Consider the following 25,538-nt stretch of genomic DNA (forward strand, 5'->3'; position numbering starts at 1 on the left):
GGGAAACCATTCCAGGAAATGGTGAACGAACTGCCCGCCGGGCCGGTCGATGGTTTCAAACCAACCGATGGCGGAACTTGTGCGTTACCCGTGCCCGCGCCCACGAGCAGAAGCAACGTTCCGGCCACGGCGCCGAAAAACAGCCGAACCACGAATCGCATTGGGACGTCCCTCCCCGGTGTGTGCTCGCTGTAGCATTCCGGACCAGTCGGATAACGCAAGTAGGGGATGCCCAATGGGACGTGTCATCGCGGCGGGGGTTGCGTTGGGTTTGTGCTTGCTGCTGGGGGCGCCGCCCGCGTCGGCGGACTCCGGGTCACTGCGGCTGCAGGTTTCGATCGACCAGCGGCCGATCGAGGACGCCACCGTCCCGATCGATCCGGCGAACCAGGTGGAGCTGCAGGTCGTCGCGACCAACTCCGGCAGCGCACCGGTCAAGGTCCGCAGCGTGCGGCTCTCCGGGGTGGCGCTCGCGCTGACGTTCTTCGCCTACGACACGACCGCGCCCTTCGAAGTGCCGGCTCGCGGCACGGTGTCCCGGACGTTCGTCCTCGACCTCGGCGACCTGGCCGGACAGGCGACCGGGCTGCTGCCGTCGTCGGTCGAGCTGCTCGACGCCGGGCGCGTCACGCTGGGTGAGGCCACGACGGTCGCCGACGTCCGCGGCTCCTTCTGGTCGGTCTACGGCGTCTTCGGCCTGGCGATGCTCGTGCTGACGATCCTGGCCTGGGTGACCGCGCTGCTCGCGCTGGCCCGCCACCGGCTGGCGCCCAACCGCTGGCGCCGCGGGGTGCGGTTCCTGCCCGCCGGGTTCGGCACCGGGCTGGTCGCGGTGATCAGCCTGTCGGTGCTGCGCCTGGTCCCGCCCGAGCCGGCGATCGAGATCCCGGTGGTGCTCGGCGCGGCGGCGATCGCGTTCCTGCTCGGCTACCTGACCCCGCACCCGGCGCCGCCCGCGGTGGCCGAAAGTGACAAGACGGTCCAGCTCCCGGTCCCGTCGACCCAGGAATTCACCCGATGAGCGCACCGGCCGAGCTGGTCGCCGCCCTGCCGCAGTACGAAATCGGGGAGACGATCGGCGAAGGCGGCATGGGTGTCGTGTTCGCCGGCGTGCACCGGACGCTGGGGCGCAGTGTCGCGATCAAGCAGCTGCCGTGGGACGTGCTCAACCACGCGTCGAGCAGCGAGCTGTTCGACCGCGAGGCCCGGGTGCTGGCCAGCCTGGACCACCCGCACATCGTGCCGGTGTACGACTACGTCCGCACCGGCCGCGAGCACCTGCTGGTGATGGAGCGGCTCGACGGCGGGACGGTGCACAGCCGCTTCCACGGCGGCGGCGTCAGCGGCGAGCAGGCGTGCGCGATCGGGCTGGCGATGCTGGCCGGGCTGCACGCGGCGCACCGGGCGGGGGTGCTGCACCTCGACGTCAAGCCGCGGAACCTGCTGTTCAGCACGCAGGGCGTGGTCAAGGTGGCGGACTTCGGCATCGCCAGGGTGATCAGCGAGGGCGCCACGCTGGTGACGCACGGTGGCGAGATCCTCGGAACCCCGGCGTACATCGCACCGGAGCAGGCAATGGGCAACGCGCTGAGCCCGGCGGCCGACGTGTACGCGGCGGGGACGGTGCTGTACGAGCTGCTGTCGGGCCGCTTGCCGTTCGACAACACCCGCGGCGCGATCAGCATGATGCGCCAGCACATGTTCACCGACCCGCAGCCGATCTCGGGGGTGCCGGCACCGATCGCCGGCGTGGTGATGCGCAGCTTGGCCCGCGAGCTGGACGCTCGCTACCGGGAGGCGGAGTCGTTCGCGGCCGACCTCGCCGCGGCGGCGACGGTGGTGTACGGGCCGGGCTGGCTGGAGCGGTCCGGGGTGCCGGTGCTGCACCTGACGCCGCGGGTGATCGCGGGGTTGAATTCGGCGACCGCGCCGGCGCCGCCCGCGGAGGCGCGGACGCGCCCGGTCGCGCGGCCCGGGGCCACGCTGGTCGGAGCGCCGGACGGGCAGCTCGGGCCGGGTGCCGACGGCACCGGGTGGCCCGGCGGCGCGGGCGGTGCGGGGGTGGCCGCCGGAGCGGGCCGGCCCGGCGGCGCCGGGGTGGGCCGGCCTGGCGGTGAAGGCGGGGCCGGAGCGGGTCGGCCTGGCGGCGCGGGTGGCGCCGGGCCGGGTGCCGACGGCACCGGGTGGCCCGGTGGCGCTACCGGTGCCGGCGTCGAGGGTGCCGGTGCTTCCCAGGCCGTCGTGGTATGGCTGCGGCTGGCCGCCGCGGCCGCGGCGATCGTTCTCGTCGTGCTGGCGCTGCTCAACCCCGCACGGGTGCCGCACCAGGCGTCGAGCACCCTGAACCTCGGGGGTGCCTCCGTCTCCACGCCCGTCGAGGTGGACCTCAGCAAGCCGCTCGTTCTCACCGGGCCCGGGAATCCCGGGGCGGTCGCGCTCGACCTCTCCGCCGCCGGGATTCCGCTCGGGTCCGCGGCCACCCAGGCCAAGCCCGACGGCAACGGCTTCACCGCCGAGCTCACCCTGCCGGCGATCGCGCGGTGGATCGTCGGGGGCGCCGTCACCGCCGACGTGCGGACCGGCTCGACCACCCAGACCTTCACCCTGCTCACCAGCCAGCACCCGCTGGCCAGCGCGATGGGCGCGGGCAGCCTCATCCTGGCGTTGTTCGCCCTCGCCTACCTCGAATCGGGGCTGCGGACGATCCGCAACGGCCACCGCTGGCGGGGCGCGGCCGTCGGCGGGCCCGTGCTGGGGCTGCTGTTCGGCGCCGCGGTGTGGCTGTGCGTGTCGGTGCTGCGGGTGCACGAGCCGTCGCCGGGGTTCGGGGCCGGGTGCGCGGTGGCGGGCGCCGTCGCGGCCGGGCTGGTCGTCGCGGCGGCGCGGCGGCGGGCGTCCACAGTGGTCAGTCGACCATCCGGACGGTGACGTGCGGGCTGTAGCTCTTGCGCCGGCTCCACCCGTGTTCGGCGCAGAGGCTCAGCTGGATCGCGCGGTCGGCGGGCGCCCAGTAGCCGGTGCGGACGAAGTAGCCCTCCATCGTGTTCAGCGCGCCGAGGCTCTTGCGCGCCGAGCACATCTCCCAGCCCCACTGCCGCCCGCTCTTCTCGACACCGTTGCGGCGCACGGAGATCCGCGGGTTCCCGACGGCGCGGATGTCCGCATCACCCTCGGTGACGTAGACGACGCCGTCGATCTTGTAGAACCGGTTGTTGTCCAGCAGGGACACCTGCCCGGACAGGGTGATCCCGACCCGGGCGCCTTCGTCGCCCGTGAGCGTCCAATCGAGACAGAATTCCTGGACCGGGAGTTCCAGCGACTGGGTCATGACGAGTATCCCCTGTTCTCACTGAGCGTCCCTTTCAGAAGATAGGGATTTTCCGGACGCCGGGAAGGGGTGCGGGCGATCTTCACCCGAAGCGGTTCTCGGGTTGGATGCTTTGGCTTGCATGGGTTTTCAGGCTAATGAGTGATGTGGGGTACGGGTTGTGACGAGCCGGGTTCCTGGTGGGTGATCTTCTTTGCACGGGGGGCTGGTCGTCACTTTGCGTGAGCTTGTGGCTTGATCTCTTGGGGTTGGGCGCTTGAATGTTCGGTGAGTGGGTGCCACCGACCCGATCGCCGGATTGTTCAACGGCCGTCACGCCGCGTCAAGGCGGGAAAGCGTGCCTTGACCCGGCGTGACGGCCGCTGATGCGGCTCTGTATCGGGTCGGCAGGGGGGTGTGGTCGGGGGCCTGCGCCCGTTGCTGTCTCTTGGTGCTCTGCCGCCTTCGCTGCTTGTCCCTCGCGTTGCCCTGCCGCCCTCGCTGCTCGCCGCCTCCGGCTGGCCTGCCGTCCTATCGGCCCTGGCCGCCTGGCCGCCCGGCCGCCTGGCCGCCTGGCCGCCTGCCGTGGTCGCTCACCCGGCTGCCCTCCCGATCTCGTCGCAGGACCCCTCCTTTTGGTCTGGACAACTCGTACATTGGTCCAGACAATTAAGGTCTCTCCCCGACTGGAGGACCCGATGAGGCGTTCCCGACTGTCCGCAACCCTCGCCGCCTTCCTGCTTGCCCTCTCCTGCCTTCTCGCCGTTCCCGCTCAGGCCGCCAACCTTCTCGCCAACCCCGGCTTCGAAGCCGGGTCGCTGTCCGGGTGGACCTGCGCCAATGCGGCCACCGTCAGTAGTCCCGTTCACTCCGGCAGCTATGCCCTTGCCGGTACTCCCGTTGGCTCTGACTACGCACAGTGCTCGCAGACTGTCTCCGTTCAGGCCAACACCACCTACACCGTCTCCGCCTGGGTTCGGGGCAATCCCGTCTACCTCGGCATCACCGGTGGGCCCTCGACCTGGTCCGGCAACTCCGCCTACAACCAGCTCCAGCTCACCTTCACCACCGGTAACCAGACCTCCGCCCAGCTCTACCTCCACGGCTGGTACGGCGCCGGCACCTACTACGCCGACGACGTCGTCCTCGATGGGCCGGGTGGGAACACCCCCGGTACGCCCGGTGTCCCCGGTTCACCCCAGACCACCGGCGTCACCAGTACCTCCATCGGGCTGAGCTGGGGTGCCAGCGCCGGGACCGTCACCGGGTACCGCGTCTACGAAGGTGCCGCCGTCGTTGCCACCACCACTTCGACCAGCGCCACCGTCTCCGGGCTCAAAGCCTGCGAAACCCACAGCTACTCCGTCGCCGCCTACAACAGTGCCGGTGAGTCGGCGAAGAGCTCTGCTGCCAGCGCCACCACCAGCGGCTGCGTTGACACCGGCCTTCCCAAGCACGCCCTCGTCGGGTACCTGCACGCCAGCTTCGCCAACGGCTCCGGCTATGTGCGGATGGCCGATGTGCCCGCCGCCTGGGACATCATCGATCTTGCCTTCGGCGAGCCCACCTCCGTCACCTCCGGGGACATCCGGTTCACCCGGTGCCCCGTCAGCGAATGCCCGAACGTCGAGAGCGATGCCGACTTCACCGCGGCCATCAAGGCCAAGCAGGCTCAGGGCAAGAAGGTCCTGATCTCCATCGGCGGCCAGAACGGCCAGGTCCAGCTCACCACCACCGCCGCCCGGGACAAGTTCGTCAGCTCCGTCTCCGCCATCATCGACAAGTACGGCCTCAACGGGCTCGACGTCGACTTCGAAGGGCACTCGCTGTCGCTCAACGCCGGGGACACCGACTTCCGGAACCCGACCACGCCCGTCATCGTCAACCTGATCTCCGCGCTCAAGACGCTCAAGGCCAAGTACGGCTCGGGCTTCGTGCTCACGATGGCGCCGGAAACCTTTTTCGTGCAGGTCGGCTACCAGTTCTACGGCGGCTCGGGCGCCGGTGACGCGCGGACCGGGGCCTACCTGCCCGTCATCCACGCGCTGCGGGACTCGCTCACCGTGCTGCACGTCCAGGACTACAACTCCGGCCCGGTCATGGGCCTCGACAACACCTACCACAACATGGGCGGCGCCGAGTTCCACATCGCCATGACCGACATGCTCAAGGCCGGCTTCACCGTGGCGAACACCGGGCAGTTCTTCCCCGGCCTGCGCCCCGACCAGATCGCCATCGGGCTGCCCGCCGCCGTCAGCGCGGGCAACGGCTACACCTCGCCCGCCGATGTGCAGACCGCGGTGAACTGCCTGGTCAAGGGCAGTGGCTGTGGCTCCTACTCCCTGCGCGGGGGCACGTCACCCGCCTTCCGCGGGTTGATGACCTGGTCGATCAACTGGGACAAGTACTACAACTGGGAGTTCCAGAACAGCCACGAGCCGTTCCTGAACGCCCTTCCCTGACGTCGGCGGTGTGCCCCGCCGCGCGGGTGGGGCACACTGCTGACGTGGTGAAACCGGCGCAGGGCGAGTCCGTGCTCCGCCGTGTCGTGCGCATCTTCGAGACCTTCGGGCCGGACGCGCCCGCCCTGCGCGTCACCGACATCGCGCGGCGGGCGGACCTGCCCGTCGCCACCGCGTCGCGGCTGGTCGAGGAGCTCGTCGGGTACGGGTGGCTGCTGCGGGAGCCCGACCGGCGGGTCCGCGTCGGCGTGCGGCTGTGGGAACTCGCGTCGCGCGCTTCGCCGACGCTCGGCCTGCGCGAAGCCGCCATGCCGTTCATGGAGGACCTGCACGCCGTCGTCGGGCACCACACGCAGCTCGCGGTGCTGGAAGACCGGGAGGTGCTGTTCGTCGAGCGGCTCTCGGCGCCCGGTGCGGTCGTCAACGTGACACGGGTGGCCGGGCGGCTGCCGCTGCACGCCTCCTCCTCGGGGCTCGTGCTGCTCGCCCATGCCCCCGCCGACCTGCAGGAACAGGTGCTGGCCGGCCCCCTCGAAGCCTACCGGCGGACGACGCTGACCGACGCCGCCCGGCTGCGGCGGTTCCTCGCCGACGTCCGGCGCACCGGCTACGCCCTCTGCGCCGGCTTCATCGACGAAGAGACCACGGGCATCGCCGTTCCGCTGCGGGGGCCCGGCGGAGACGTCGTCGCCGCGCTGTCGGTGATCGTGCCCAACGACCGGAACGCGCGGGCGCAGATCCCGGCCCTGCGGGCGGCGGCGCGGGGGATCTCGCGGGCGATGGGGAATTCCTCTCAATGAATGAGAATGTGGTGGTGGTGCCCCGGGTCGCCGATCCATGCTCGGGGCTCGGTCGTGGGAAAGGACGTCTCCAGTGCGCACCCAGGTAGCCATCGTCGGCGCCGGCCCGGCCGGGCTGCTGCTGTCCCACCTGCTCGGGCTCGAAGGCATCGACTCGGTGCTGCTCGAACGGCAGACCGCCGAGTACGTCCAGGCGCGCATCCGCGCCGGCATCCTCGAAGCGGGCACGGTCGAGCTGCTGCGGGAGGTCGGCCTCGGCGCCCGGCTCGACGTCGAGGGCATGGAGCACCGCGGCATTTACCTCCAGTGGCCGGAGAACCGCCACCACGTCGACTTCACCGACCTCATCGGCCGGTCCGTGACGGTCTACGGGCAGACCGAGGTGACCAAGGACCTGATGGCGGCCAGGGACAAGGCGGGCCACCCGGCGTACTACTCGGTCACCGACGTCGTCCTGGACGACGTCACCGGGCAGCCGTCGGTGTCCTTCGTGGACTCCGACGGAGTCGCGCGGCGGATCGACGCGGACGCCGTCGTCGGCTGCGACGGGTTCCACGGGCCGAGCCGCGCCTCGGTCCCCGGGCCGCAGGTGTGGGAACGGGCCTACCCGTTCGCGTGGCTCGGCGTGCTCGCCGACGTCGCGCCGTCGACCGACGAGCTGATCTACGCCTGGCACCCGGACGGCTTCGCGATGCACAGCATGCGCTCGCCGCGGGTGAGCCGGTTCTACTTGCAGGTGACGCCGGACGAGGACATCGCGCAGTGGAGCGACGACCGGATCTGGACCGCGCTGTCCGAGCGGCTCGGCGTCGCGGGGTGGACGCTGGAGACCGGGCCGATCACGGAAAAGAGCGTGCTCCCGATGCGCAGCTTCGTGACCACCCCGATGCGGCACGGGAACCTCTACCTGGCCGGCGACGCGGCGCACATCGTGCCGCCGACCGGGGCCAAGGGCCTGAACCTGGCGGTGGCGGACGTCGCGCTGCTGGCGCGGGCGCTGACGGCGTCGTTCCGCGGCGACGACCGGCTCGTGGACGCGTACTCGGAGACGGCGCTGCGGCGGGTCTGGCGCTGCACGCACTTCTCCTGGTGGATGACGTCGATGCTGCACCGCCACGGCGATGACTTCGACGCCCAGCTCCAGCTCTCCCAGCTCCACCGCACGGTGACGTCGGCGGCCGCGAAGACCGAGCTGGCCGAGAACTACGCCGGCCTGCCCCTGTAGCCCACCGGCAACCGGACGGTGAACGTCGACCCGGTGTCCACTTCGGACTCGGCGGTCACCGTCCCGCCGTGTGCCTGCACGAGGTGGCGCACGATGGCCAGGCCGAGCCCGCTGCCGCCGGTCTGGCGGCTGCGGGACTTCTCGGCCCGCCAGAACCGGTCGAACACGTGCGGCAGGTCCTCGGCGGCGATGCCGGTCCCGGTGTCCGCCACGGCCAGCGTCACCTCGTCCACAGTGGACGCAACGCGGATCGTCACCCGGCCGCCGGGCGGGGTGTGGCGGACCGCGTTCGTCACCAGGTTGCCGACGACCTGCCGCAGCCGCACCGGGTCGGCCTCCAGCGCGCAGTCGCCCACAGTCGCCACGGCGAGCGTGACCCCGGCCGCGGCGGCGCGGTCGGCGTGCGCCGCGGCGACGTGGCCGGCCAGCTCGGCCGCGTCGAGCGGCTCCGGGTGCAGGCGAAGCTGCCCGGCGTCGGCCGCGGCGAGGTCCTGCAGGTCGTCGACGATGTGCTGCAGCAGCACGGTCTCTTCGAGCAGCGACGCGCTGAGGGCCCGGTCGAACGGCAGGTGCCCGTCTTCGGCGGCCTCCAGCCGGCCGCGGATGACGTTGAGCGGGTTGCGCAGCTCGTGGGCGATGTCGCTGACCATCGCCTTCCGCTGCTCCTCGATGCGTTCGCGGCGCGCGGTCAGGTCGTTGAACGCGGCGGCGAGGTAGCCGACCTCGTCGCGGGACTTGACCGGCGCCGGCCGGTCCTGCTGCGCCGCCTCGGTCAGCGCCCGCAGCGGGCGGGACAGCCGCCGCGCGACGAGCGCGGTGAGCGCGACGGCGAGCAGCAGCACGCCGCCGGTCACCGCGAGGATCCGGGCGAGGTTCTCCCGGGACAGGGTGAACGTCGGCAGCGGCGAGCCGCCGGGGCCGAGCGTGAACAGCAGCGCGGGCGGCGCGACGTACGGCGTGAGCTGCTCGCGGCGGGCCGAATCGACGCAACCCTGCAGCGGCCGCTGGTCGCCGGCGTCGCGGGCCTGCAGGTCCAAGTCCAGCTTCACCTCTCCGCCGCCCTGGCTCTGCAGGCAGCGGTTGACGGCCTCGTTCAGGGCGGCGAGCGCGGTCCGCTCGGTCGGCGTCGGCTCGGCCAGGTCGAAGAGCAGGCACTTGCCGGCGAAGTAGCGGGCGGAGAGCGGATCGAGCCCGGCCAGCTGCGGCCGCCCGCTCGGCGAGTCGCGCACCTGGCCGGGCAGGCCGACCATGGCCAGGCAGGCGGCGGCCTTCGTGGCCAGCGTGGTGAGCTCTTCGCGTTCGGACGGCGGCAGCTTGAACGGGCCGACCGCGCGCGGGTCGATGCCGCTCGTCCCGGCCTGGGGCAGCAGCACCGGGTCGACGTGCAGCGGGTCGACCGACGCGGTCGCCTTGACCGGCAGGGTGACCGGCGTGCCACCGGAGTCGCCGAGGACGTGCCGGTCGAGCGTGGTCAGCACGACCCGGCGGCCGGTCTGCTCCGACAGTGCCTTGAGCCGCGGGCCGACCTGGTCCCACGTGTGGTTCGCCGCGGCGAAGCCGAGCAGCTCGGTGTAGATCGTCGCGTCGCCGGAGAGGGCCTGGCCCTGCTCCTGCTGGATCGCGCGGGTGGTGGTCTGCACCGCGAGCCACGCGGTCGCCGCGATGGAGGCGAGGGCGATGAGCAGCGAAACGGCCGTGAGCCGGACGACGAGACTGCGCCGCCTCGGGAAGCTACGCGTCATCTTCCGCCGTCAGCTTGTACCCGACGCCGAAGACGGTCCGCAGGTAGACGGGCTTCTGCGGGTCCGGTTCGAGCTTCTTGCGCAGGTTGAGCACGTGGACGTCGATGATCCGGGTGCTGACGAACCGGTCGTCACCACGGGTCAGTTCGAGCAGCTGGCGGCGGGTGAACACCCGGCCCGGCTGCCGGATCATCGTCTCCAGGAGCTGGAACTCGCCCGGAGTGGTCTCGACCGGGCGGCCGCCGACGGACACCTCGTGCCGCACCGGGTCGAGCCGCAGCCCGCCCGCGCGCAACGCGGTGTCGGGCGGCTCGCGGCGGCCGGCGGTGCGCCGCAGCAGCGTCCGGACGCGGGCCATCAGCTCGCGCGGGCTGTACGGCTTGGTCAGGTAGTCGTCGGCGCCGAGGTCCAGGCCGAGCAGCAGGTCGTCCTCGGTGGCGCGCGCGGTGAGCATGAGCACGGCGACGTCGGACTCCTGCCGCAGCACCCGGCAGACGTCGAGGCCGTCGACCTTCGGCATCATCACGTCGAGGACCAGCAGGTCGGGCCGGTCGCGGCGGGCCTCGTCGAGCGCCGCCCGGCCGTCCGGGGCCAGCACCACGGTGTGGCCTTCGCTTTCGAGGTAGAGCCGGAGGACCTCGGCCTGCTTCTCGTCGTCCTCCGCGACCAGTACACGTGCGCACACGGCGTCGAGGGTAGGCGCCCTGACACCGTTGCCACCGCATCCTGACCGGATCTTCACACCTTGGCGCGCCCGGCTCCAGCTCTCGACAAGCCTCCGGCCCTCCAGGAAACGCCCCGATCCTGAGAATTTCCTGGTGCGCTTCCATGGAGTTGCTGTGGATTACCCGTTCGAGAGCGGGGGGCGACCCTACGTGACCGGCTTCACCGCCGGATCCGTTCCATGCCGGGGTCGACCAGCGGCTCGGCCGCCACGGTGGCCGTGACCCGGCGGCCGAAGTACTCGATCTCCACGCTGCTGCCGATGTCCGCCGACGCCGGGAGCCACGCGTAGGCGATCGGACGGCCGATGGTGTACCCGTAGGCGGCACTCGTCACGTACCCCGAGGCCACGCCGTCGACGAACACCGGTTCCTTGCCCAGTACGACCGTCCGGCCGTCGTCGATCGTCAGGCACCGCAACCGCCGGGCCGCCGTCTCCTCACTGCGGCCGTCGATGGCGGACCGGCCCAGGAACTCGCCCTTGGCGGGACGCACGGCGAACGCCAGCCCGGCCTCGTACGGGTCGTGCTCGGTGGTCATGTCGGTGCCCCACAGCCGGTAGCCCTTTTCCAGCCGCAGGCTGTTGAACGCCGCCCGCCCGGCCGCGATCACGCCAAGGGGCCGGCCGGCCGCCCACAGCGCGTCCCACAGCCGCAGGCCGTTGTCCGCGCTCGTGTAGATCTCCCAGCCGAGTTCGCCCACATAGGACAGTCGCATCGCGACCACCGGCACCCCGGCGATCCGCGCTTTGCGGGCCCGGAAGTACTTCAAGCCGGTGTGCGAGAAGTCCTCGCCCGAGAGCGGCTGCACGAGGTCCCGCGCCAGCGGCCCCCAGACGCCGATGCAGCAGGTGCCGCCGGTGGTGTCCCGGACCTGCACCCCGGCCGGCGCGTGCTTGACGAAGTGGTCGACGTCGATGTTCCCGTTGATGCCGACCTGGAAGACCTCGGGTTCGAGCCGGGCGACGGTGACGTCACTCCGCACGCCGCCCGCGGCGTCCAGCATCAGTGTGTACGTCACCGAGCCGACCGATTTGTCGAGCTGGTTGGTGGTCAGCGACTGCAGGAACTCCAGCGAGCCCGGCCCGCTGATCTCGACCCGCTTCAACGGCGTCATGTCGTAGAGCGCGACGCCGTTGCGCGTCTGCCACGCCTCGGCCGCCGCGATCGGCGAGTGGAACTGCGCCGACCACGAGTCCCGGGCGGGCGGCAACACCTCGTGCGGCAGCTTCTTCAGCAGCGGTGCGTTGGCCTCGAACCAGTGCGGCCGCTCCCAGCCCCCCGCTTCCAGGAACACCGCGCCCAGCTCGCGCTGCCGCGCGTGGAACGGCGTCACCCGCAGGTCGCGCGGGGACAGCTTGGGCTGCAGCGGGTGCAGGATGTCGTAGACCTCGACGAAGTTCTGCTGCGCCGTCTCGCTGACGTACGAGGGCGCGAGCTGGACCGCCTCGAAGCGGTGCACGTCGATGTCGTGGGTGTCCACCTCGGAATGCCCGTCGACGAGCAGTTCGGCGACCGCCTTCGCGATACCCGCGGAGTGCGTCACCCAGATCGCTTCGGCCAGCCAGAAGCCGCGGACGTCGGCCGACTCGCCGACCAGCGACTGGCCGTCCGGGGTGAAGGAGAAGATGCCGTTGAAGCCCTCTTCGACCTTGGTCCCGCCGAGCGCGGGCAGCAGCAGCTTGCTCTCCTCCCACGAGGGCGCGAAGTCGTCCTCGGTGAAGGGCAGCATCGACGGCATCGCCGTCTCGGTCACCGAGTGGTCCAACGTGGACTCGTCGACCGGCATCGGGCGGTGGGCGTAGGAGCCGATGCCGAGCCGGTCGACGTGCTCGCGGAAGTACAGGTCCTGGTCCTGGTGGCGCAGGATCGGCAGGCTCGCCTCGACCTGCTCGGTGTTGCGCCCGACGAGTTCCGCGACCGGGCCGGTCTTCACGTACTGGTGGGCCAGCGGCAGGAGCGGCACGTCCATGCCCGCCATGGCACCGATCTCGCGGCCCCAGAACCCGGCGCACGACACGACGACGTCCGCCGGGAAGTCGCCATGGCCGGTCCGGACGCCGGTGACCCGGCCGCCCTCCTGCAGAACGTCCGTGACCTGCGTGGATCCGATGAACCGGGCGCCCCGCGAAGTCGCGCGCCGGGCGAGCACCTCGACCGCCTTGGCGGCTCGCGCGAGCCCGTCGGTCGGGACGTGCAGCGCGCCGAAGATCCGCGACTCGTCCAGGAGCGGCCAGCGCTCGGCACATTCGGAAGCGTCGATGAGCGAACCCGGCACGCCCCACGACGTCGCCCAGCCGTGCTTGCGCTTGAGGTCCTCCCAGCGGGCCGGGGTGGTCGCGACCTCCATGCCGCCGACCTGGAGGAAGCAGTCCAGCTCCGTCAGCTTCGAAACGGTGTAGCGCGCGAAGTCCGTCATCGCCTTGGAGGCGTTGGTCTGGAAGACCAGCCCGGGCGCGTGCGAGGTGGACCCACCGGTGCGCGGCAGCGGGCCCCGGTCGAGCACGGTGACGTCGGTCCAGCCGCGGGCGGTCAGCTCGTCGGCGAGGTTCGCGCCGACGATGCCGGCGCCGATGATCACGACCTTCGGTGCACTCATGGCGGAACTCCTTCTACCGGAACACAACAGTGCTGTTGCCGTTGAGCAGGACGCGGCGTTCGCAGTGCCAGCGCACCGCGCGGGAGAGGGCGAGGGCTTCGGCGTCGCTGCCGACGGTCACCAGCTCGCGCGGTGAGTACGTGTGGTCGACGCGCTGGACCTCCTGCTCGATGATCGGGCCCTCGTCGAGGTCGGGGGTGACGTAGTGCGCGGTCGCGCCGACGTACTTGACGCCGCGGTCGTAGGCCTGGTGGTAGGGCTTGGCGCCCTTGAAGCCGGGCAGGAACGAGTGGTGGATGTTGATCGCGCGGCCTTCGAGCTTCTGGCACAGTTCGTTGGACAGCACCTGCATGTACCGGGCCAGCACCACCAGGTCCACTTCGTACTCGCCGACCAGGTCGAGCAGCCGCTGCTCGGCCTCCGGCTTGGTCTCCGGCGTGACCGGGACGTGCACGAACGGCACCCCGGCCGCCTCGGCCATCGGCCGCAGGTCCTCGTGGTTGGACACGACCACGGCGATCTCGGCACCGAGGCCGCCCGCGCGCCAGCGGAACAGCAGGTCGTTGAGGCAGTGCCCGAACTTCGAGACCATCACCAGGATCCGCGGCGGGGTGCCGTCGGAAAAGCCGAACTCCATCCCGAAGTCGCCGGCCACCGGCGCGAACGCGCGCGTCAGATCGTCCACTGTGGCCGGTTCGGCGCAGGTGAAGGAGGTGCGCAGGAAGAGCGAGCCGCGGACGTCGTCGTCGAACTGCTGGTGCTCGACGATGTCACAGCCCTGCCCGACGAGGAACGTCGTGACGGCGTGGACGATGCCCGAACGCTCGGGGCACTTGAGGGTCAGGGTGAAGGTCATCGGACGTACTCCAGGCTCGCATCGGCCAGCCAGGCCGTGAAGTAGTCCGAAAAGGACTGCCGCACGAGGATCGTGTAGCCGTCCTCCCGGACCACGAGGACGATCCCGGTTCGCGCGAACAGCGTCTGCACGCAGGTGCCGGGCGGGGACAGCTCCAGGTCCATCGAGCACCCGTGGGCCAGGACGTCGGCCGCGTACTCCCCGCTGAGCCGGTAGACGTTGCGCTGCGCCGAGACGTCCACCACGGCGTCGCTTTCCCCGGACAGGGCGGCTTCCAGCTCGGCCTGGCGGCCGGGTCCGGCGAGGACGAGGTATTCGTCGGGACCCATCCAGAGGATTTCGACGTCGTTGCCGCCGGTGAAGGTGCACGGGCCGGGCAGGGGGACGCCGAGGAGCGACTCGCCTTCGCGGAGGCGGACGGTGAGCTGGGTGCGGAACTTCTCTTCGGTGAGGTCAACCGTCACGGCGGGCTCCTTCCTTGTCGAAGAGCACGGATTCGGTCACGGTCACCGGCACCACCTGGTCGCCGACCGGCACGTACAGCGTTTCGCCGATCCGCTCCCGGCCGGAGCGCACCAACGCGAGGGCGAAGGTGCGGCCGAGGGCGGCGCTGTCGTAGCTGGAGGTGACGTGGCCGAGCATCCGCACCGGCGGTGGGGGCACGGTCTCGGCTGTGTTCGATGCGCCCTCGGCGGTAAAGAGTGCCTCGGGCGAGATGATCTGCGAGCCTTCCGGCAGCAGCACCGACGGATCCACCGGCAGGAGGCCCACGAATTGCTTCCGGTCGGGGCGGTTGTTCTCGGCGCGGGCGAAGGAGCGCTTGCCGATGAAGTCGGCTTTCTTCTTCGACACCGCCCAGGACATCCCGAGGTCGTGCGGGGTGACCGTGCCGTCGGTGTCCTGGCCGATGATCGGGTAGCCCTTCTCGGCGCGCAGGACGTGCATGGTCTCGGTGCCGTACGGCGTGGCGCCCTGGTCAACTATGGACTGCCAAAGCGCGGGACCGTGCCACGACGGGACGTTGATCTCGTACGCCAGTTCACCGGAGAAGCTGATCCGGCACACGCGCGCCGGGATGCCCGCGACCTCGGCGTCCTGCCAGGTCATGAACCCGAAGACCGCGTTCGAGACGTCCAGGTCCGGCGCCAGGCGGCCGAGGACTTCCCGTGACCGCGGCCCGACCAGCGGGATCGTGGTCCAGTGTTCGGTCACCGAGGTGGCGAACACGTTCAGGTGCGGCCATTCCGTCTGGAGCCACTCCTCCATCCACTCGAGGACCATCGCCGCGTTGCCGGTCGTCGTGGTGACCAGGAAGCGGTTCTCGGCGACGCGGATGACCGTGCCGTCGTCGATCACCATGCCGTCGACGCCGCACATCACGCCGTAGCGGATGCGACCGACGCGCAGGTTGCTCATCATGTTCGTGTAGAGCATGTCGAGGAACCAGCCGGCGTCCGGGCCCTGGACGTCGATCTTGCCCAGGGTGGACCCGTCCATGCACGCGACGTCGTTGCGGGCCGCCCGGCACTCGCGGCGAACGGCGTCGGCCATCGACTCGCCGGGCCGCGGGTAGTACCACGGCCGCTTCCACTGGCCGACGTTCTCGAACTCGGCACCGTGCTCGACGTGCCACGGGTGGATCGTCGTGACGCGCACGGGATCGTGCAGGTCACCGCGGTTCCGCCCGGCGAGCGCCGCGAAGGACACCGGCGTGTACGGCGGCCGGAACGTGGTCGGACGGCGGTCGGCGAGGTCGACGCCGAGGGCTTCGGCGGTGATGCCGGCGGCGAGCATGCCGGACGTCTTGCCCTGGTCGTGCGCGGTGCCGATGGTCGTGTAGCGCTTGACGTGCTCCAGCGAGCGCAGCCCGGCCCCGGTGGCGCGCAGGACGTCGGAGACGGTCGCGTCCCGCTGCTGGTCCACGAACCGCGTGTCCACTTCGGACTCAGGCGCAGGTACCTGCCAGAGCACCTTCGTTTCCGGCAGGCCTTCGCCCGCGGCCGCGCCGACGACGGTCACGTTCGGCAGCGAGCCGTCCGGGACGTACGCCCCGAGTTCCGGCGAGTACCGGAGGGTGCCGCGGGCCTGGCTGTAGAGGTGGACCACCGGGTTCCAGCCGCCGGACACGAGCAGCAGATCGCACTCGACGCGCTCCCCCTCCGGCTCACCCAGCTTCGCCACGTGTGCGGCCGTGATGTGCTGGTCGCCGTCGGTGCCGATGACGCCGTAGCCCTCGCGGGCGTCGACGATCCGCACGATCTCGGCCCCGGCCGCCGCCAGCTCGGAAGCGGCTTCGAGAGCGGAGTCGTTGGTGGTGAACACGACCACGCGCCGCCCGGCGAGGACGCCGTAGCGGTTCAGGTACGTGCGCGCGGCCGAGGCGAGCATGATGCCGGGGCGGTCGTTGTCCGGGAACACGATCGGCCGCTCGTGGGCGCCGGTGGCGACGACGATCCGTTTCGCCCGGATCCGCCACACGCGCTGCCGCGAAATGCGCTCGGGGGGTTCACCTCGGCGCTCCAGCGCCAGCACGAACCCGTCGTCGTAGACGCCGAACGCCGTGGTGCGCGAGAGGAACCGGACGCCTTCCGGGGCTTCGCCGTCAGGCTGGTCGTCGACGAGCAGCACCCGGCCGGAAGCGGCGGCAGCGGCAGCGCGCCCGGCAGGCCCGGCGCCGATGACCAGGACGTCGCAGTGGGCGTGCTTGGCGTCGTACCGCGCCGGGTCCGGTTCGGTGGCGAGCCGCCCCTGACCGCGCAGGCCACGAGCCTCCAGGCCGTCGTACAGCTCGACGGTCGTCGCGCTCAGCATCGGCTCCGGGAACGGCGCTTCGATCTGCACCAGCGCGTTCGAGTCCTCGACGCCGGCACCGACGATGCCCCGTGGGCGGCCGTACTTGATGCTGGTCGCGACCTGGTGGATGCCGTTGGCCAGCAACGCCGACGCCAGGGTGTCGCCGAGGTACCCGGTCAGCTCCCGGCCGTCGAAGGTGAACTTGAGGGGGACGCCGGACAGTCGGGTCACGGGATCACCGGCCTGGGCTCGTCGAGGCGGTAGACCGCCAGCAGGTCGTGGGTGCGGGTGTCGCGGACGGCGTTGAACCACCGGCGGCAGCCCGCCGAGTGGCTCCAGCGTTCGGCGAACGGCCCGCTGGGGTTCTCGCGGAAGAAGACGAACTTCGCCCAGTCCTCATCGGACAGTGCCGACGGGTCGTCGGGGTAAGCGAGGTGTGCCTGGCCGCCGTAGTGGAACTCGGCTTCCTCGCGTGGCCCGCACCAGGGGCAGGGAATCAGTTGCATCGAGACTCCTGCTTTTGAATGAGTCAGTGCGCGACGGCGGCGGCGCCGTGCTCGTCGACGAGGGCACCGGTGGTGAACCGGTCCAAAGTGAACGGTTCGGCGTACTCGTGCGGCTTGCCCCGCGCGATGGTCTGCGCGAAGACGTCCCCGACACCGGGCGTGGCTTTGAAGCCGCCGGTGCCCCAGCCGCAGTTGAGGAACAGGTTCTCGACCGGGGTCAGTCCGATGATCGGCGACGCGTCGGGGCTGGTGTCGACGATCCCGGCCCACGTCCGCAGCAGGTGCGCCCGCGCGAACACCGGGAACAGCTCCAGCGCGGCCGCCATCTGCTGCTCGATGATGTGGAACGAGCCGCGCTGGCCGTAGCCGTTGTAGGAATCGATGCCGGCGCCCATCACGAGTTCGCCCTTGTGGGCCTGGGAAACGTAGACGTGCACGGCGTTCGACATGACGACCGTCGGGTGGATCGGCTCCAGCAGCTCGGACACCAGCGCCTGCAGCGGGTGCGAGGTCAGCGGCAGGTCGAGACCGACCATCTTCGCCAGCACCGAGGTGTGCCCGGCCGCGCACAGCGCCACCTTGCCCGCGGCGATCCGGCCCCTCGACGTCTCGACCCCGGTGACCCGGCCGCTGTTCGTCGTGATCCCGGTGACCTCGCAGTTCTGGATGAGGTCGACACCCATCGCGTGCGCGGCGCGGGCGTAACCCCAGGCCACGTAGTCGTGCTTGGCGATCCCCGCGCGCGGCTGGAAGGTCGCGCCGAGCACCGGGTAGCGGACGTCCGGCGAGGTGTTGACGATCGGGCAGATCTCCTTGACGCGATCGGCGTCCACCCACTCGGCGTCGATGCCGTTGAGCTTGTTGGCCTCGACGCGGCGGACGCTGTCGCGGACGTCCTGCAGGCTGTGCGCCAGGTTGAGCACCCCGCGCTGGCTGAACAGGATGGGGTAGCCGAGGTCCTCTTCGAGGCCCTCCCACAGCTTGAGGGAGTGCTCGTAGATGCCGGAGCTTTCGTCCCAGAGGTAGTTGGAGCGGATGATCGTGGTGTTGCGGGCCATGTTGCCACCCGCGAGCCAGCCCTTCTCCAGCACGGCCACATCTCTGATGCCCTGCTTGGCCAGGTAGTACGCGGTGGCCAGGCCGTGCCCGCCGCCACCCACGACGACCACGTCGTAACTCCGGCGAGGCCCGGGGTTGTCCCAGAGGAAGTCCGGGTGCTCCGGCAGATCGGTCATCGAGCGTCCTCCGAGGACTGGTCGACTTCTGATATATCAATCGTCGATGTAGGCTAAGCGCCATGCACCCGCAGGTCAATCCCCCGTCGCTGGCCGAGCAGGCGTACCTGTTCGTCCGTGATCGCCTGGTCATGCTGGACATCCCGCCGGGCTCGCCCCTCAACGAAGAGGAGCTCGGCGCCGAGCTCGGCATGGGCCGGACGCCGATCCGCGAGGCGCTGAAACGGCTGGAGTCCGAACGGCTGGTCGTCGCCTACCCGCGGCGGGGGACGTTCGCCACCGACGTCAACATCTCCGACCTCGCGCACATCTCCGAGGTCCGCCGCACCCTCGAACCGATGGCGACGGCCGCCGCGGCCTCGCGGGCCACGGACACCGACCGGGCGGCCCTGACCGAGTTGCGCGCGCAGCTCGACGCCGGTGTCCCGGGAGACAACGCCGAACTGCTGCGCACCGACCTCGCCCTGCACCGGGCGATCTACCGGTGCGTGCACAACCCGTTCCTCGAGGACACGCTGATCCGGTACGACAACCTCGCCACCCGGATCTGGTGCGTGTTCGTGCCCCGGCTGTCCGGGATGGCCGGCCACGTCCACGAGCACGTCCCGCTCCTCACCGCGATCATCGAGGGCGACGCCGAGAAGGCCGCCGCGTTGACGCACGCGCACGTCACCGGGTTCGAGGCCGCCATCCGCGCGCTGATCTAGGCCAATCTGGCCCGGACCCAGTCGTGGAACGCGCCGATGTGGTGCTCGCTGGGCACGAGCACCCCGCCGTTCGCGTACGAGCGCGAGTCCATCGCCAGCTGGCAGCGTTCGCACGCCTCGAAGTCCTGCAGGTTGACGCGGTGGAACAGCTCCACCGAGCGGCTCAGGTCCGTGCCTGACTCGACGACTTCGGGCAGGTACAGCCAGTCGCAGCGGACCAGCGTCCGGTCCGGGGCGAGCGGGAACATCCGGTGGATGATCACGTGGTCCGGGACGAGGTTGACGAACACGCCCGGCTTGATGGTGATCGCGTAGTACCGGCGGTCCTGGGCCTCGGTGACCCCGGGCAGGCGGTCGACGCCTTCCGAGCCGTCGACGGTGAAACCCTTGATGTCGCCGCCGAACTCGGCGCCGTGGCCGACGTAGTACTGCGCGGCGTAGCCGTCGGCGAACTCCGGGAGCACCTCGGTGAGCTCCGGGTGGATCGTCGCGCAGTGGTAGCACTCCATGAAGTTCTCGATGATCTGCTTCCAGTTCGCCTTCACGTCGTACTCGATGCGCTTGCCCAGCGCCAGGCCGTCGATGCCGTAGGCGTCGATCTCGGTCGGGCCGCCGAGCCGCTCGGTGACCGCCCCGACCACCGTCTCCTCGAACGACGGCGGTTCGTCGGCCAGGCAGACCCAGGCGTAACCGAGCCACTCCCGCAGGTGGACCTTGGTCAGGCCGAATTCGACGCGGTCGACGTCCGGCATCCCGGTCAGGTTCGGCGCGGCGATCAGCTTGCCGTCGAGGCCGTACGTCCAGGCGTGGTACGGGCACTGGAAAGCGCGCTTGACGGTACCGGTTTCGGCCGTGCACAGCCGGGCGCCGCGGTGGCGGCAGACGTTGAGGAAGGCGTTCAGCTTCCCGTCCCGGCCCCGCGAGACGAGCACGCTCTCCTTGCCGACCTGGACCGTCTCGAACGCACCCGGCCCGGCGAGGTCGGCGCTGCGCACAGCGCAGAACCAGTCCGCTTCGAAGATCTTCGCCTGCTCGGCCGCGAAGATCGCCGGGTCGGTGTAGGCGGCGCCGGGCAGGGTGGCGAGCAGGCTCGGAGGGAGATCGATAGCGGTCACCGGCGTGGTCCTCTCCGCGGATCAGTTCGGGAGTAGTTGCGCAGAACGCGTCTTGTTGCTCACTCCGGAACAGAGTGACTGCCGTCCCGACCGCCTGTCAACCGGCTCAGGCCGGCGGTCCCTCGATCGCCCGCCGGAACAGCGTTTCGATCTCGTCGCGCGTCGGCCGGGGGTCGGCCAGGGCCGCCTGCATCAGCAGCCCGCAGAACAACCCGGCCAGCAGCCGCCCGGTCAGCGGGTCGGTCCGGGAGCCGAAGAACGCGATCAGGGCGTCGTCCCAGGCCGCGCTCGCCTTGCGCAGCGCGGGCCGGTGCAGGGCCGCGACGTACAGGTCGTATTCGACGACCGTGTCCCGGTACTGCTCGTTGATGTAGCCCATCACCAGGTCGGCCAGCGCGGCCGCGAAGTCCGCGTCCGGCGGCAGCGCCGACTCCCACTCCTTCAAGGCGTGCACGTTCTTCTCGGCCGCCTCGTGCAGCGCGACCTCCAGGAGGTCGTCCAGGGTGGCGAAGTGGTAGGTCGTCGAGCCGAGCGGGACACCCGCGGCGGCCGCCACCGACCGGTGCGTGACACCGTCGATCCCCCGCTTCGCGACCACCTCGATCGCCGCCTTGGCGATCCGCGCCCGCCGCTCGGGATCGTTCGGACCGCGGCGCCGCGTCGCGCCGGGTTCGCTCTTCGCCATCGAACCCCCTTGTGGACATCTGTACATGTTTCGCGTACAAATGTACGCACTCTCGACGCCGAGCAGCCACTACCGATCCGGGAAGGGCCGCATGTTCGATGTGCTGAACCCCGCCACCGGCCAGGTCATCGAGACCGTGGCCGAGGCGAGCCTCGCGGAGGTCGACGCCGCCGTGCGCGCCGCGCGCCAGGCGTTCGACCAGGGACCATGGCGGCGGACGACCGCCACCGAGCGCGCCGCCCTGCTGCGCCGGACGGCCGACCTGCTGGTCCGCGACCGCGAGGAACTGGCCCGCACCGAGAGCCTCGACACCGGCAAGACCCTCGGCGAAGGCCGCATCGACATCGACGACGTCACCAACGTCTTCCGCTACTACGCCGACCTCGCCGACAAGGACGCCGGACGCCTGGTCGACGCCGGGAGCGCGACCGTGGTCAGCCGGATCGTGCACGAACCGGTCGGCGTCTGCGCCCTCATCGCCCCGTGGAACTACCCGCTGCTCCAGATGTCCTGGAAGGTCGCGCCGGCGCTGGCCGCGGGCAACACCGTGGTGCTCAAGCCGAGCGAAGTCACCCCGCTGACCACGATCAGGCTGGTCACCCTGCTCGAAGAGGCGGGCGTGCCGGACGGCGTCGTCAACCTGCTGCTCGGCGACGGCCGCGTCGGCGCGGCGATGGTCGAGCACCCTGGCGTCGACCTGGTGTCCTTCACCGGCGGCTACGCGACCGGCGAGAAGATCATGACCGCCGCCGCGAAGGGCGTTCGCCGGGTCGCCCTCGAACTCGGCGGCAAGAACCCGAACGTCGTGTTCGACGACGCCGACTACGACACCGCGCTCGACTACGCCCTGATGGCCGCGTTCGTCCACTCCGGACAGGTCTGTTCGGCGGGCGCGCGGCTGATCGTCCAGGACGGCATCCACGACCGGTTCGTCGCCGACCTCGCCGCGCGCGCCGACCGCATCCGCGTCGGCGACCCGCTCGACCCCGCCACCGAAACGGGTGCGCTGGTCTCGGCGGAGCACCGCGCCAAGGTCGAGGACTACATCGAAAGCGCTCTCAAGGAGGGTGCGACGCTGCTGGCGGGCGGCGAACGCCCCGAGGGACCGCAGTACGAAAACGGTTTCTTCCTGCGGCCCACCGTGTTCTCCGGCTGCACCAGGGACATGAAGATCGTCCGCGAAGAGGTCTTCGGGCCGGTCGTCACCGTCGAACGCTTCACCGATGAGGCCGACGCGATCGCGCTGGCCAACGACACCGAGTACGGGCTCGCCGGAGCCGTGTGGACGTCGGACGCGTCCCGCGCCCAGCGCGTCGCCGGGGCCCTGCGCCACGGCACCGTGTGGATCAACGACTACCACCCCTACCTCCCCCAGGCGGAGTGGGGTGGTTTCGGCAAGTCGGGCATCGGCCGCGAACTCGGGCCGTCCGGGCTGGCCGAGTACCAGGAGAGCAAGCACATCTACCAGAACATCGACCCCGTTCCGCAGCACTGGTTCAAGGGCTGAAATCTCCCTTCCCCCACCCACGTGAGGACGCACGCGATGACCACTCAGGAAAAACCGGCGGGCGGGGGGCCTGCTGCCGACGACTCCTCCGAACTCGAGAAGTTCGGCTACCGCCAGGAACTCGAGCGCTCGCTCGGGTCGTTCTCCAGCTTCGCCGCCGGGTTCAGCTACATCTCCATCCTCACCGGCGTGTTCCAGCTCTTCTTCTTCGGCTTCGGGTCGGGGGGCCCGGCCTTCATCTGGACCTGGCCGCTGGTCTTCATCGGCCAGTTCGCCGTCGCGCTGTGCTTCGCCGAGCTCGCCGGGCAGTACCCGCTCGCCGGCTCGGTCTACCAGTGGGCCAAGCAGATCGCGAAACCGGCGACGTCGTGGCTGGCCGGCTGGATCATGATCATCGGCGCGATCGTCACCGCGGCGGCCGTAGCGGTCGCCTACCAGATCATCCTGCCGCAGGTCTCGACCGCGTTCCAGATCGTCGGCAGCGACGAAGACGCCGGCCTCACCTCGACGCCGGGTGGCGCGCAGAACGCCATCATCCTGGCCCTGGTGCTGGTCGTGTTCGCCACGATCGTCAACATCATCGGCGTCAAGCTGATGGCGAAGATCAACAACTTCGGCGTCGCGGTGGAGCTCGGCGCGAGCATCCTGCTGGTCATCGCGCTGGCCATCCACATCAAGCGCGGTCCCGGCCTGGTCTTCGACACCGCCGGCACCGGTGAGGGCCAGTCGCTCGGCTACCTCGGCGCGTTCCTGGTGGCGTCCCTGATGAGCGCGTACGTCTTCTACGGCTTCGACACCGCGGGTTCGCTGGCCGAGGAGACCACCCAGCCGCGGCGGCACGCGCCGCGCGCGATCCTGCGGGCGATCACCGCGGCGTTCGTCGTGGGCGGGCTGATCATGCTGTTCGGCATGATGGCCGTCGGCGACCTGAGCGCCAAGGAGCTCAGCACGTCGGGCATGCCGTACCTGCTGAAGAGCACCCTCGGCGAGGGCCTCGGCGACGCGTTCCTGATCTGCTCGGCGATCGCGATCACCGTCTGCTGCCTCGCCGTGCAGACCGCGGCGATCCGGATGACCTGGGCGATGGCCCGCGACGGCAGGCTGCCGTTCAGCCGCGCGATGGCGAAGGTGTCGCCGCGGTCGAAGACCCCGGTGCTGCCCGCGCTGCTCACCGGCGGCCTCACCGTCGTCGTGCTGCTGATCAACCTCGGCAACCAGCGGGCGTTCTTCATCCTGACCTCGACGGCGATCATCCTGTTCTACATCCCCTACCTGATGGTCACCGGCCCGATGCTCGTCCGCCGCCTGCGCGGGAACTGGCCGCGGCCCGAGCACGGCCCGTACTTCAAGCTGGGCCGCTGGGGCACGCTGGTGAACCTGGTCGCGGTGGTCTACGGCGCCGGCATGACGATCAACCTGATCTGGCCGCGGGCCGCGGTCTACGGCGACGACCACTGGTACTTCCAGTGGGGCGCGGTGATCGTCACCGGGCTGATCGTGATCATCGGTGCGATCATGCTGTACGTCCGGCGCCGCACCTGGGGTTCGTCGCACACGAGCCCCGAGCACGTGCCCGACAACGCACCGGACACCCTGCCCGGCTAGGAGGCTCGATGAGTTCCGATACCTACGACTTCGTCATCGTCGGCGGTGGCTCGGCGGGCTGCGCGCTGGCGAACCGGCTCTCCGCCGACCCGGCGAACAAGGTCCTCGTCCTGGAGGCGGGCCGGTCGGACTACAAGTGGGACGTCTTCATCCACATGCCGGCCGCGCTGACCTTCCCGATCGGGTCGAAGTTCTACGACTGGGGCTACCGCAGCGAGCCCGAGCCGTACATGAACCGCCGCCGCATCTACCACGCGCGCGGCAAGGTGCTGGGCGGGTCGTCCAGCATCAACGGGATGATCTTCCAGCGCGGCAACCCGATGGACTACGAGCGCTGGGGCGCCGACCCCGGGATGTCCACTTGGGACTACGCGCACTGCCTGCCGTACTTCAACCGGATGGAGAACTGCCTCGCGGACCCGCCGGACGGGAAGTGGCGCGGCCACGACGGGCCGCTGGAGCTGGAGCGCGGACCGGCGTCGAACCCGTTGTTCCAGGCGTTCTTCGACGCCGCCGAGCAGGCGGGCTACCCGCGCACCGACGACGTCAACGGCTACCGGCAGGAGGGCTTCGCGGCCTTCGACCGGAACGTCCGGAAAGGACGGCGGCTGTCCGCCGCGGGCGCGTACCTGCACCCGGTGCTGGACCGGCCCAACCTGACGGTGAAGACGCACGCGTTCGTGTCGCAGATCCTCTTCGACGGCACCCGCGCGGTCGGCGTCGAGTACGCGCAGGGCCGGCAGGCGCCGGCCGAGGTGTACGGCAAGGAGATCATCCTCTGCGGCGGCGCGATCAACACGCCGCAGCTGCTGCAGCTGTCCGGCGTCGGGAACGCGGCCGAGCTGGAGAAGCTCGGCATCGACGTCGTGAAGGACCTGCCGGGCGTCGGCGAGAACCTGCAGGACCACCTGGAGGTCTACATCCAGTACGCCTGCAAGCAGCCGGTGTCGATGCAGCCGTCGCTGGCCAAGTGGAAGCGGCCCTTCATCGGCGCGCAGTGGCTGTTCCTGCGGTCCGGGCCTGCCGCCACCAACCACTTCGAGGGCGGCGGGTTCGTCCGGTCCAACGACGAGGTGAAGTACCCGAACCTGATGTTCCACTTCCTGCCGGTGGCGATCCGCTACGACGGTTCGGCGCCCACGGAGGGGCACGGCTACCAGGTGCACGTCGGCCCGATGTACGCCGACACCCGCGGCTCGGTGAAGATCACCTCCACCGACCCGCGGCAGCACCCGGCCATCAAGTTCAACTACCTCTCGACCGAGACCGACCGCAAGGAGTGGGTCGAAGCGGTGCGGGTGGCGCGGAAGATCCTCAACCAGTCCGCTTTGGACCCGTACAACGGCGGGGAGATCTCGCCGGGGCCGTCCGTGGAAACCGACGAGGAGATCCTCGACTGGGTGGCCAAGGACGCCGAGACCGCGCTGCACCCGTCGTGCACGGCCAAGATGGGCGTGGACGAGAAGTCCGTCGTCGACCCGCAGACCATGCGGGTGCACGGCACCGAGGGCCTGCGCGTGGTCGACGCGTCGGTGATGCCCTACATCACCAACGGCAACATCTACGCCCCGGTGATGATGACCGCCGAGAAGGCCGCCGACCTGATCCTCGGCAACACCCCGCTCGCCCCGATCAAGACGCCGTTCTACCGGCACGGGGAGAACTAGCCTCG

The 25,538-nt window shown here is 70.4% G+C and carries 20 protein-coding genes; 9 read left to right on the plus strand and 11 right to left on the minus strand.

Going from position 1 to position 25,538, the window contains the following annotated elements; translation table 11 throughout:
* Positions 1-235: 235 nt before the first annotated feature.
* On the plus strand, positions 236-1,021 hold the full coding sequence (locus HUT10_RS36655) for a hypothetical protein (protein WP_176175368.1): 786 nt from the start codon (positions 236-238) through the stop codon (positions 1,019-1,021).
* Complete coding sequence (locus HUT10_RS36660) at positions 1,018-2,928, plus strand: serine/threonine-protein kinase (RefSeq protein WP_176175369.1); 1,911 nt, start codon at positions 1,018-1,020, stop codon at positions 2,926-2,928. The genes HUT10_RS36655 and HUT10_RS36660 overlap by 4 nt, the downstream gene beginning before the upstream one ends.
* Here HUT10_RS36660 and HUT10_RS36665 read toward each other — a convergent pair.
* On the minus strand, positions 2,906-3,328 hold the full coding sequence (locus HUT10_RS36665; protein WP_176175370.1) for a hypothetical protein: 423 nt from the start codon (positions 3,326-3,328) through the stop codon (positions 2,906-2,908). The two genes, HUT10_RS36660 and HUT10_RS36665, sit on opposite strands and share 23 nt — an antisense overlap.
* A 677-nt stretch (positions 3,329-4,005) precedes the next feature.
* Between HUT10_RS36665 and HUT10_RS36670 the strand changes: the two genes are divergently transcribed.
* From HUT10_RS36670 to HUT10_RS36680, 3 genes are all read left to right on the plus strand, one after another.
* Positions 4,006-5,769: a chitinase gene (locus tag HUT10_RS36670; protein ID WP_176175371.1), complete on the plus strand. Its 1,764-nt coding sequence runs from the start codon at positions 4,006-4,008 to the stop codon at positions 5,767-5,769.
* 47 nt (positions 5,770-5,816) lie between these two features.
* Positions 5,817-6,569 carry an IclR family transcriptional regulator gene (locus HUT10_RS36675; RefSeq protein ID WP_176178211.1) on the plus strand — a complete coding sequence of 251 codons (753 nt, stop codon included), beginning with the start codon at positions 5,817-5,819 and terminating at the stop codon, positions 6,567-6,569.
* A gap of 73 nt (positions 6,570-6,642) precedes the next feature.
* A complete protein-coding gene (locus HUT10_RS36680; protein WP_176175372.1) occupies positions 6,643-7,794 on the plus strand; it encodes a 4-hydroxybenzoate 3-monooxygenase in 1,152 nt (383 codons plus the stop codon).
* Here the strand turns inward: HUT10_RS36680 and HUT10_RS36685 are convergent.
* The 8 genes from HUT10_RS36685 to HUT10_RS36720 all read right to left on the minus strand — a co-directional run bounded on the left by HUT10_RS36685 (position 7,773) and on the right by HUT10_RS36720 (position 18,247).
* On the minus strand, positions 7,773-9,536 hold the full coding sequence (locus HUT10_RS36685; RefSeq protein ID WP_176175373.1) for a cell wall metabolism sensor histidine kinase WalK: 1,764 nt from the start codon (positions 9,534-9,536) through the stop codon (positions 7,773-7,775). The genes HUT10_RS36680 and HUT10_RS36685 overlap by 22 nt on opposite strands.
* Entirely contained in the window at positions 9,526-10,221 is a 696-nt protein-coding gene (locus tag HUT10_RS36690; RefSeq protein WP_176175374.1) for a response regulator transcription factor, read from the minus strand. The genes HUT10_RS36685 and HUT10_RS36690 overlap by 11 nt, the downstream gene beginning before the upstream one ends.
* A gap of 200 nt (positions 10,222-10,421) precedes the next feature.
* Positions 10,422-12,857 carry an FAD-dependent oxidoreductase gene (locus HUT10_RS36695; RefSeq protein ID WP_176175375.1) on the minus strand — a complete coding sequence of 812 codons (2,436 nt, stop codon included), beginning with the start codon at positions 12,855-12,857 and terminating at the stop codon, positions 10,422-10,424.
* A 13-nt stretch (positions 12,858-12,870) separates the two neighbouring features.
* Positions 12,871-13,713 (minus strand): formyltetrahydrofolate deformylase, encoded by an 843-nt coding sequence (gene purU / locus HUT10_RS36700; protein WP_176175376.1) that lies wholly within the window; start codon positions 13,711-13,713, stop codon positions 12,871-12,873.
* Positions 13,710-14,177, minus strand: a complete 468-nt coding sequence (locus HUT10_RS36705; protein WP_176175377.1) for a sarcosine oxidase subunit gamma — start codon at positions 14,175-14,177, stop codon at positions 13,710-13,712. Before HUT10_RS36705 ends, purU begins: the two co-directional genes overlap by 4 nt.
* Positions 14,167-16,737, minus strand: coding sequence for a 2Fe-2S iron-sulfur cluster-binding protein (locus tag HUT10_RS36710; RefSeq protein ID WP_176175378.1), 2,571 nt, complete (start codon positions 16,735-16,737; stop codon positions 14,167-14,169). The genes HUT10_RS36705 and HUT10_RS36710 overlap by 11 nt, the downstream gene beginning before the upstream one ends.
* Entirely contained in the window at positions 16,734-17,012 is a 279-nt protein-coding gene (locus HUT10_RS36715) for a sarcosine oxidase subunit delta (protein WP_176175379.1), read from the minus strand. Before HUT10_RS36715 ends, HUT10_RS36710 begins: the two co-directional genes overlap by 4 nt.
* Before the next feature lie 23 nt (positions 17,013-17,035).
* A complete protein-coding gene (locus HUT10_RS36720; RefSeq protein ID WP_176175380.1) occupies positions 17,036-18,247 on the minus strand; it encodes a sarcosine oxidase subunit beta family protein in 1,212 nt (403 codons plus the stop codon).
* Positions 18,248-18,309: 62 nt separating this feature from the next.
* Here HUT10_RS36720 and HUT10_RS36725 point away from each other — a divergent pair, with 62 nt between their 5' ends.
* Positions 18,310-18,954 (plus strand): GntR family transcriptional regulator, encoded by a 645-nt coding sequence (locus HUT10_RS36725; protein WP_176175381.1) that lies wholly within the window; start codon positions 18,310-18,312, stop codon positions 18,952-18,954.
* Here HUT10_RS36725 and HUT10_RS36730 read toward each other — a convergent pair.
* Both HUT10_RS36730 and HUT10_RS36735 read right to left on the minus strand, forming a co-directional pair.
* Complete coding sequence (locus HUT10_RS36730; RefSeq protein WP_176175382.1) at positions 18,951-20,069, minus strand: aromatic ring-hydroxylating dioxygenase subunit alpha; 1,119 nt, start codon at positions 20,067-20,069, stop codon at positions 18,951-18,953. The genes HUT10_RS36725 and HUT10_RS36730 overlap by 4 nt on opposite strands.
* Positions 20,070-20,175: 106 nt before the next feature.
* Complete coding sequence (locus HUT10_RS36735; protein WP_176175383.1) at positions 20,176-20,754, minus strand: TetR/AcrR family transcriptional regulator; 579 nt, start codon at positions 20,752-20,754, stop codon at positions 20,176-20,178.
* 91 nt (positions 20,755-20,845) lie between these two features.
* On the opposite strand from HUT10_RS36735, the gene HUT10_RS36740 reads away from it, so the two are divergent.
* From HUT10_RS36740 to betA, 3 genes are read left to right on the plus strand one after another with little or no spacing between them, the layout of a single operon-like run.
* Entirely contained in the window at positions 20,846-22,261 is a 1,416-nt protein-coding gene (locus HUT10_RS36740) for an aldehyde dehydrogenase family protein (protein WP_176175384.1), read from the plus strand.
* A 36-nt stretch (positions 22,262-22,297) separates the two neighbouring features.
* Entirely contained in the window at positions 22,298-23,866 is a 1,569-nt protein-coding gene (locus tag HUT10_RS36745; protein WP_176175385.1) for an amino acid permease, read from the plus strand.
* A gap of 8 nt (positions 23,867-23,874) precedes the next feature.
* Positions 23,875-25,533 (plus strand): choline dehydrogenase, encoded by a 1,659-nt coding sequence (gene betA, locus HUT10_RS36750; protein WP_176175386.1) that lies wholly within the window; start codon positions 23,875-23,877, stop codon positions 25,531-25,533.
* Positions 25,534-25,538: the final 5 nt, after the last annotated feature.

Origin of the sequence: Amycolatopsis sp. Hca4 (assembly GCF_013364075.1) — a bacterium.
GTDB lineage: Bacteria > Actinomycetota > Actinomycetes > Mycobacteriales > Pseudonocardiaceae > Amycolatopsis.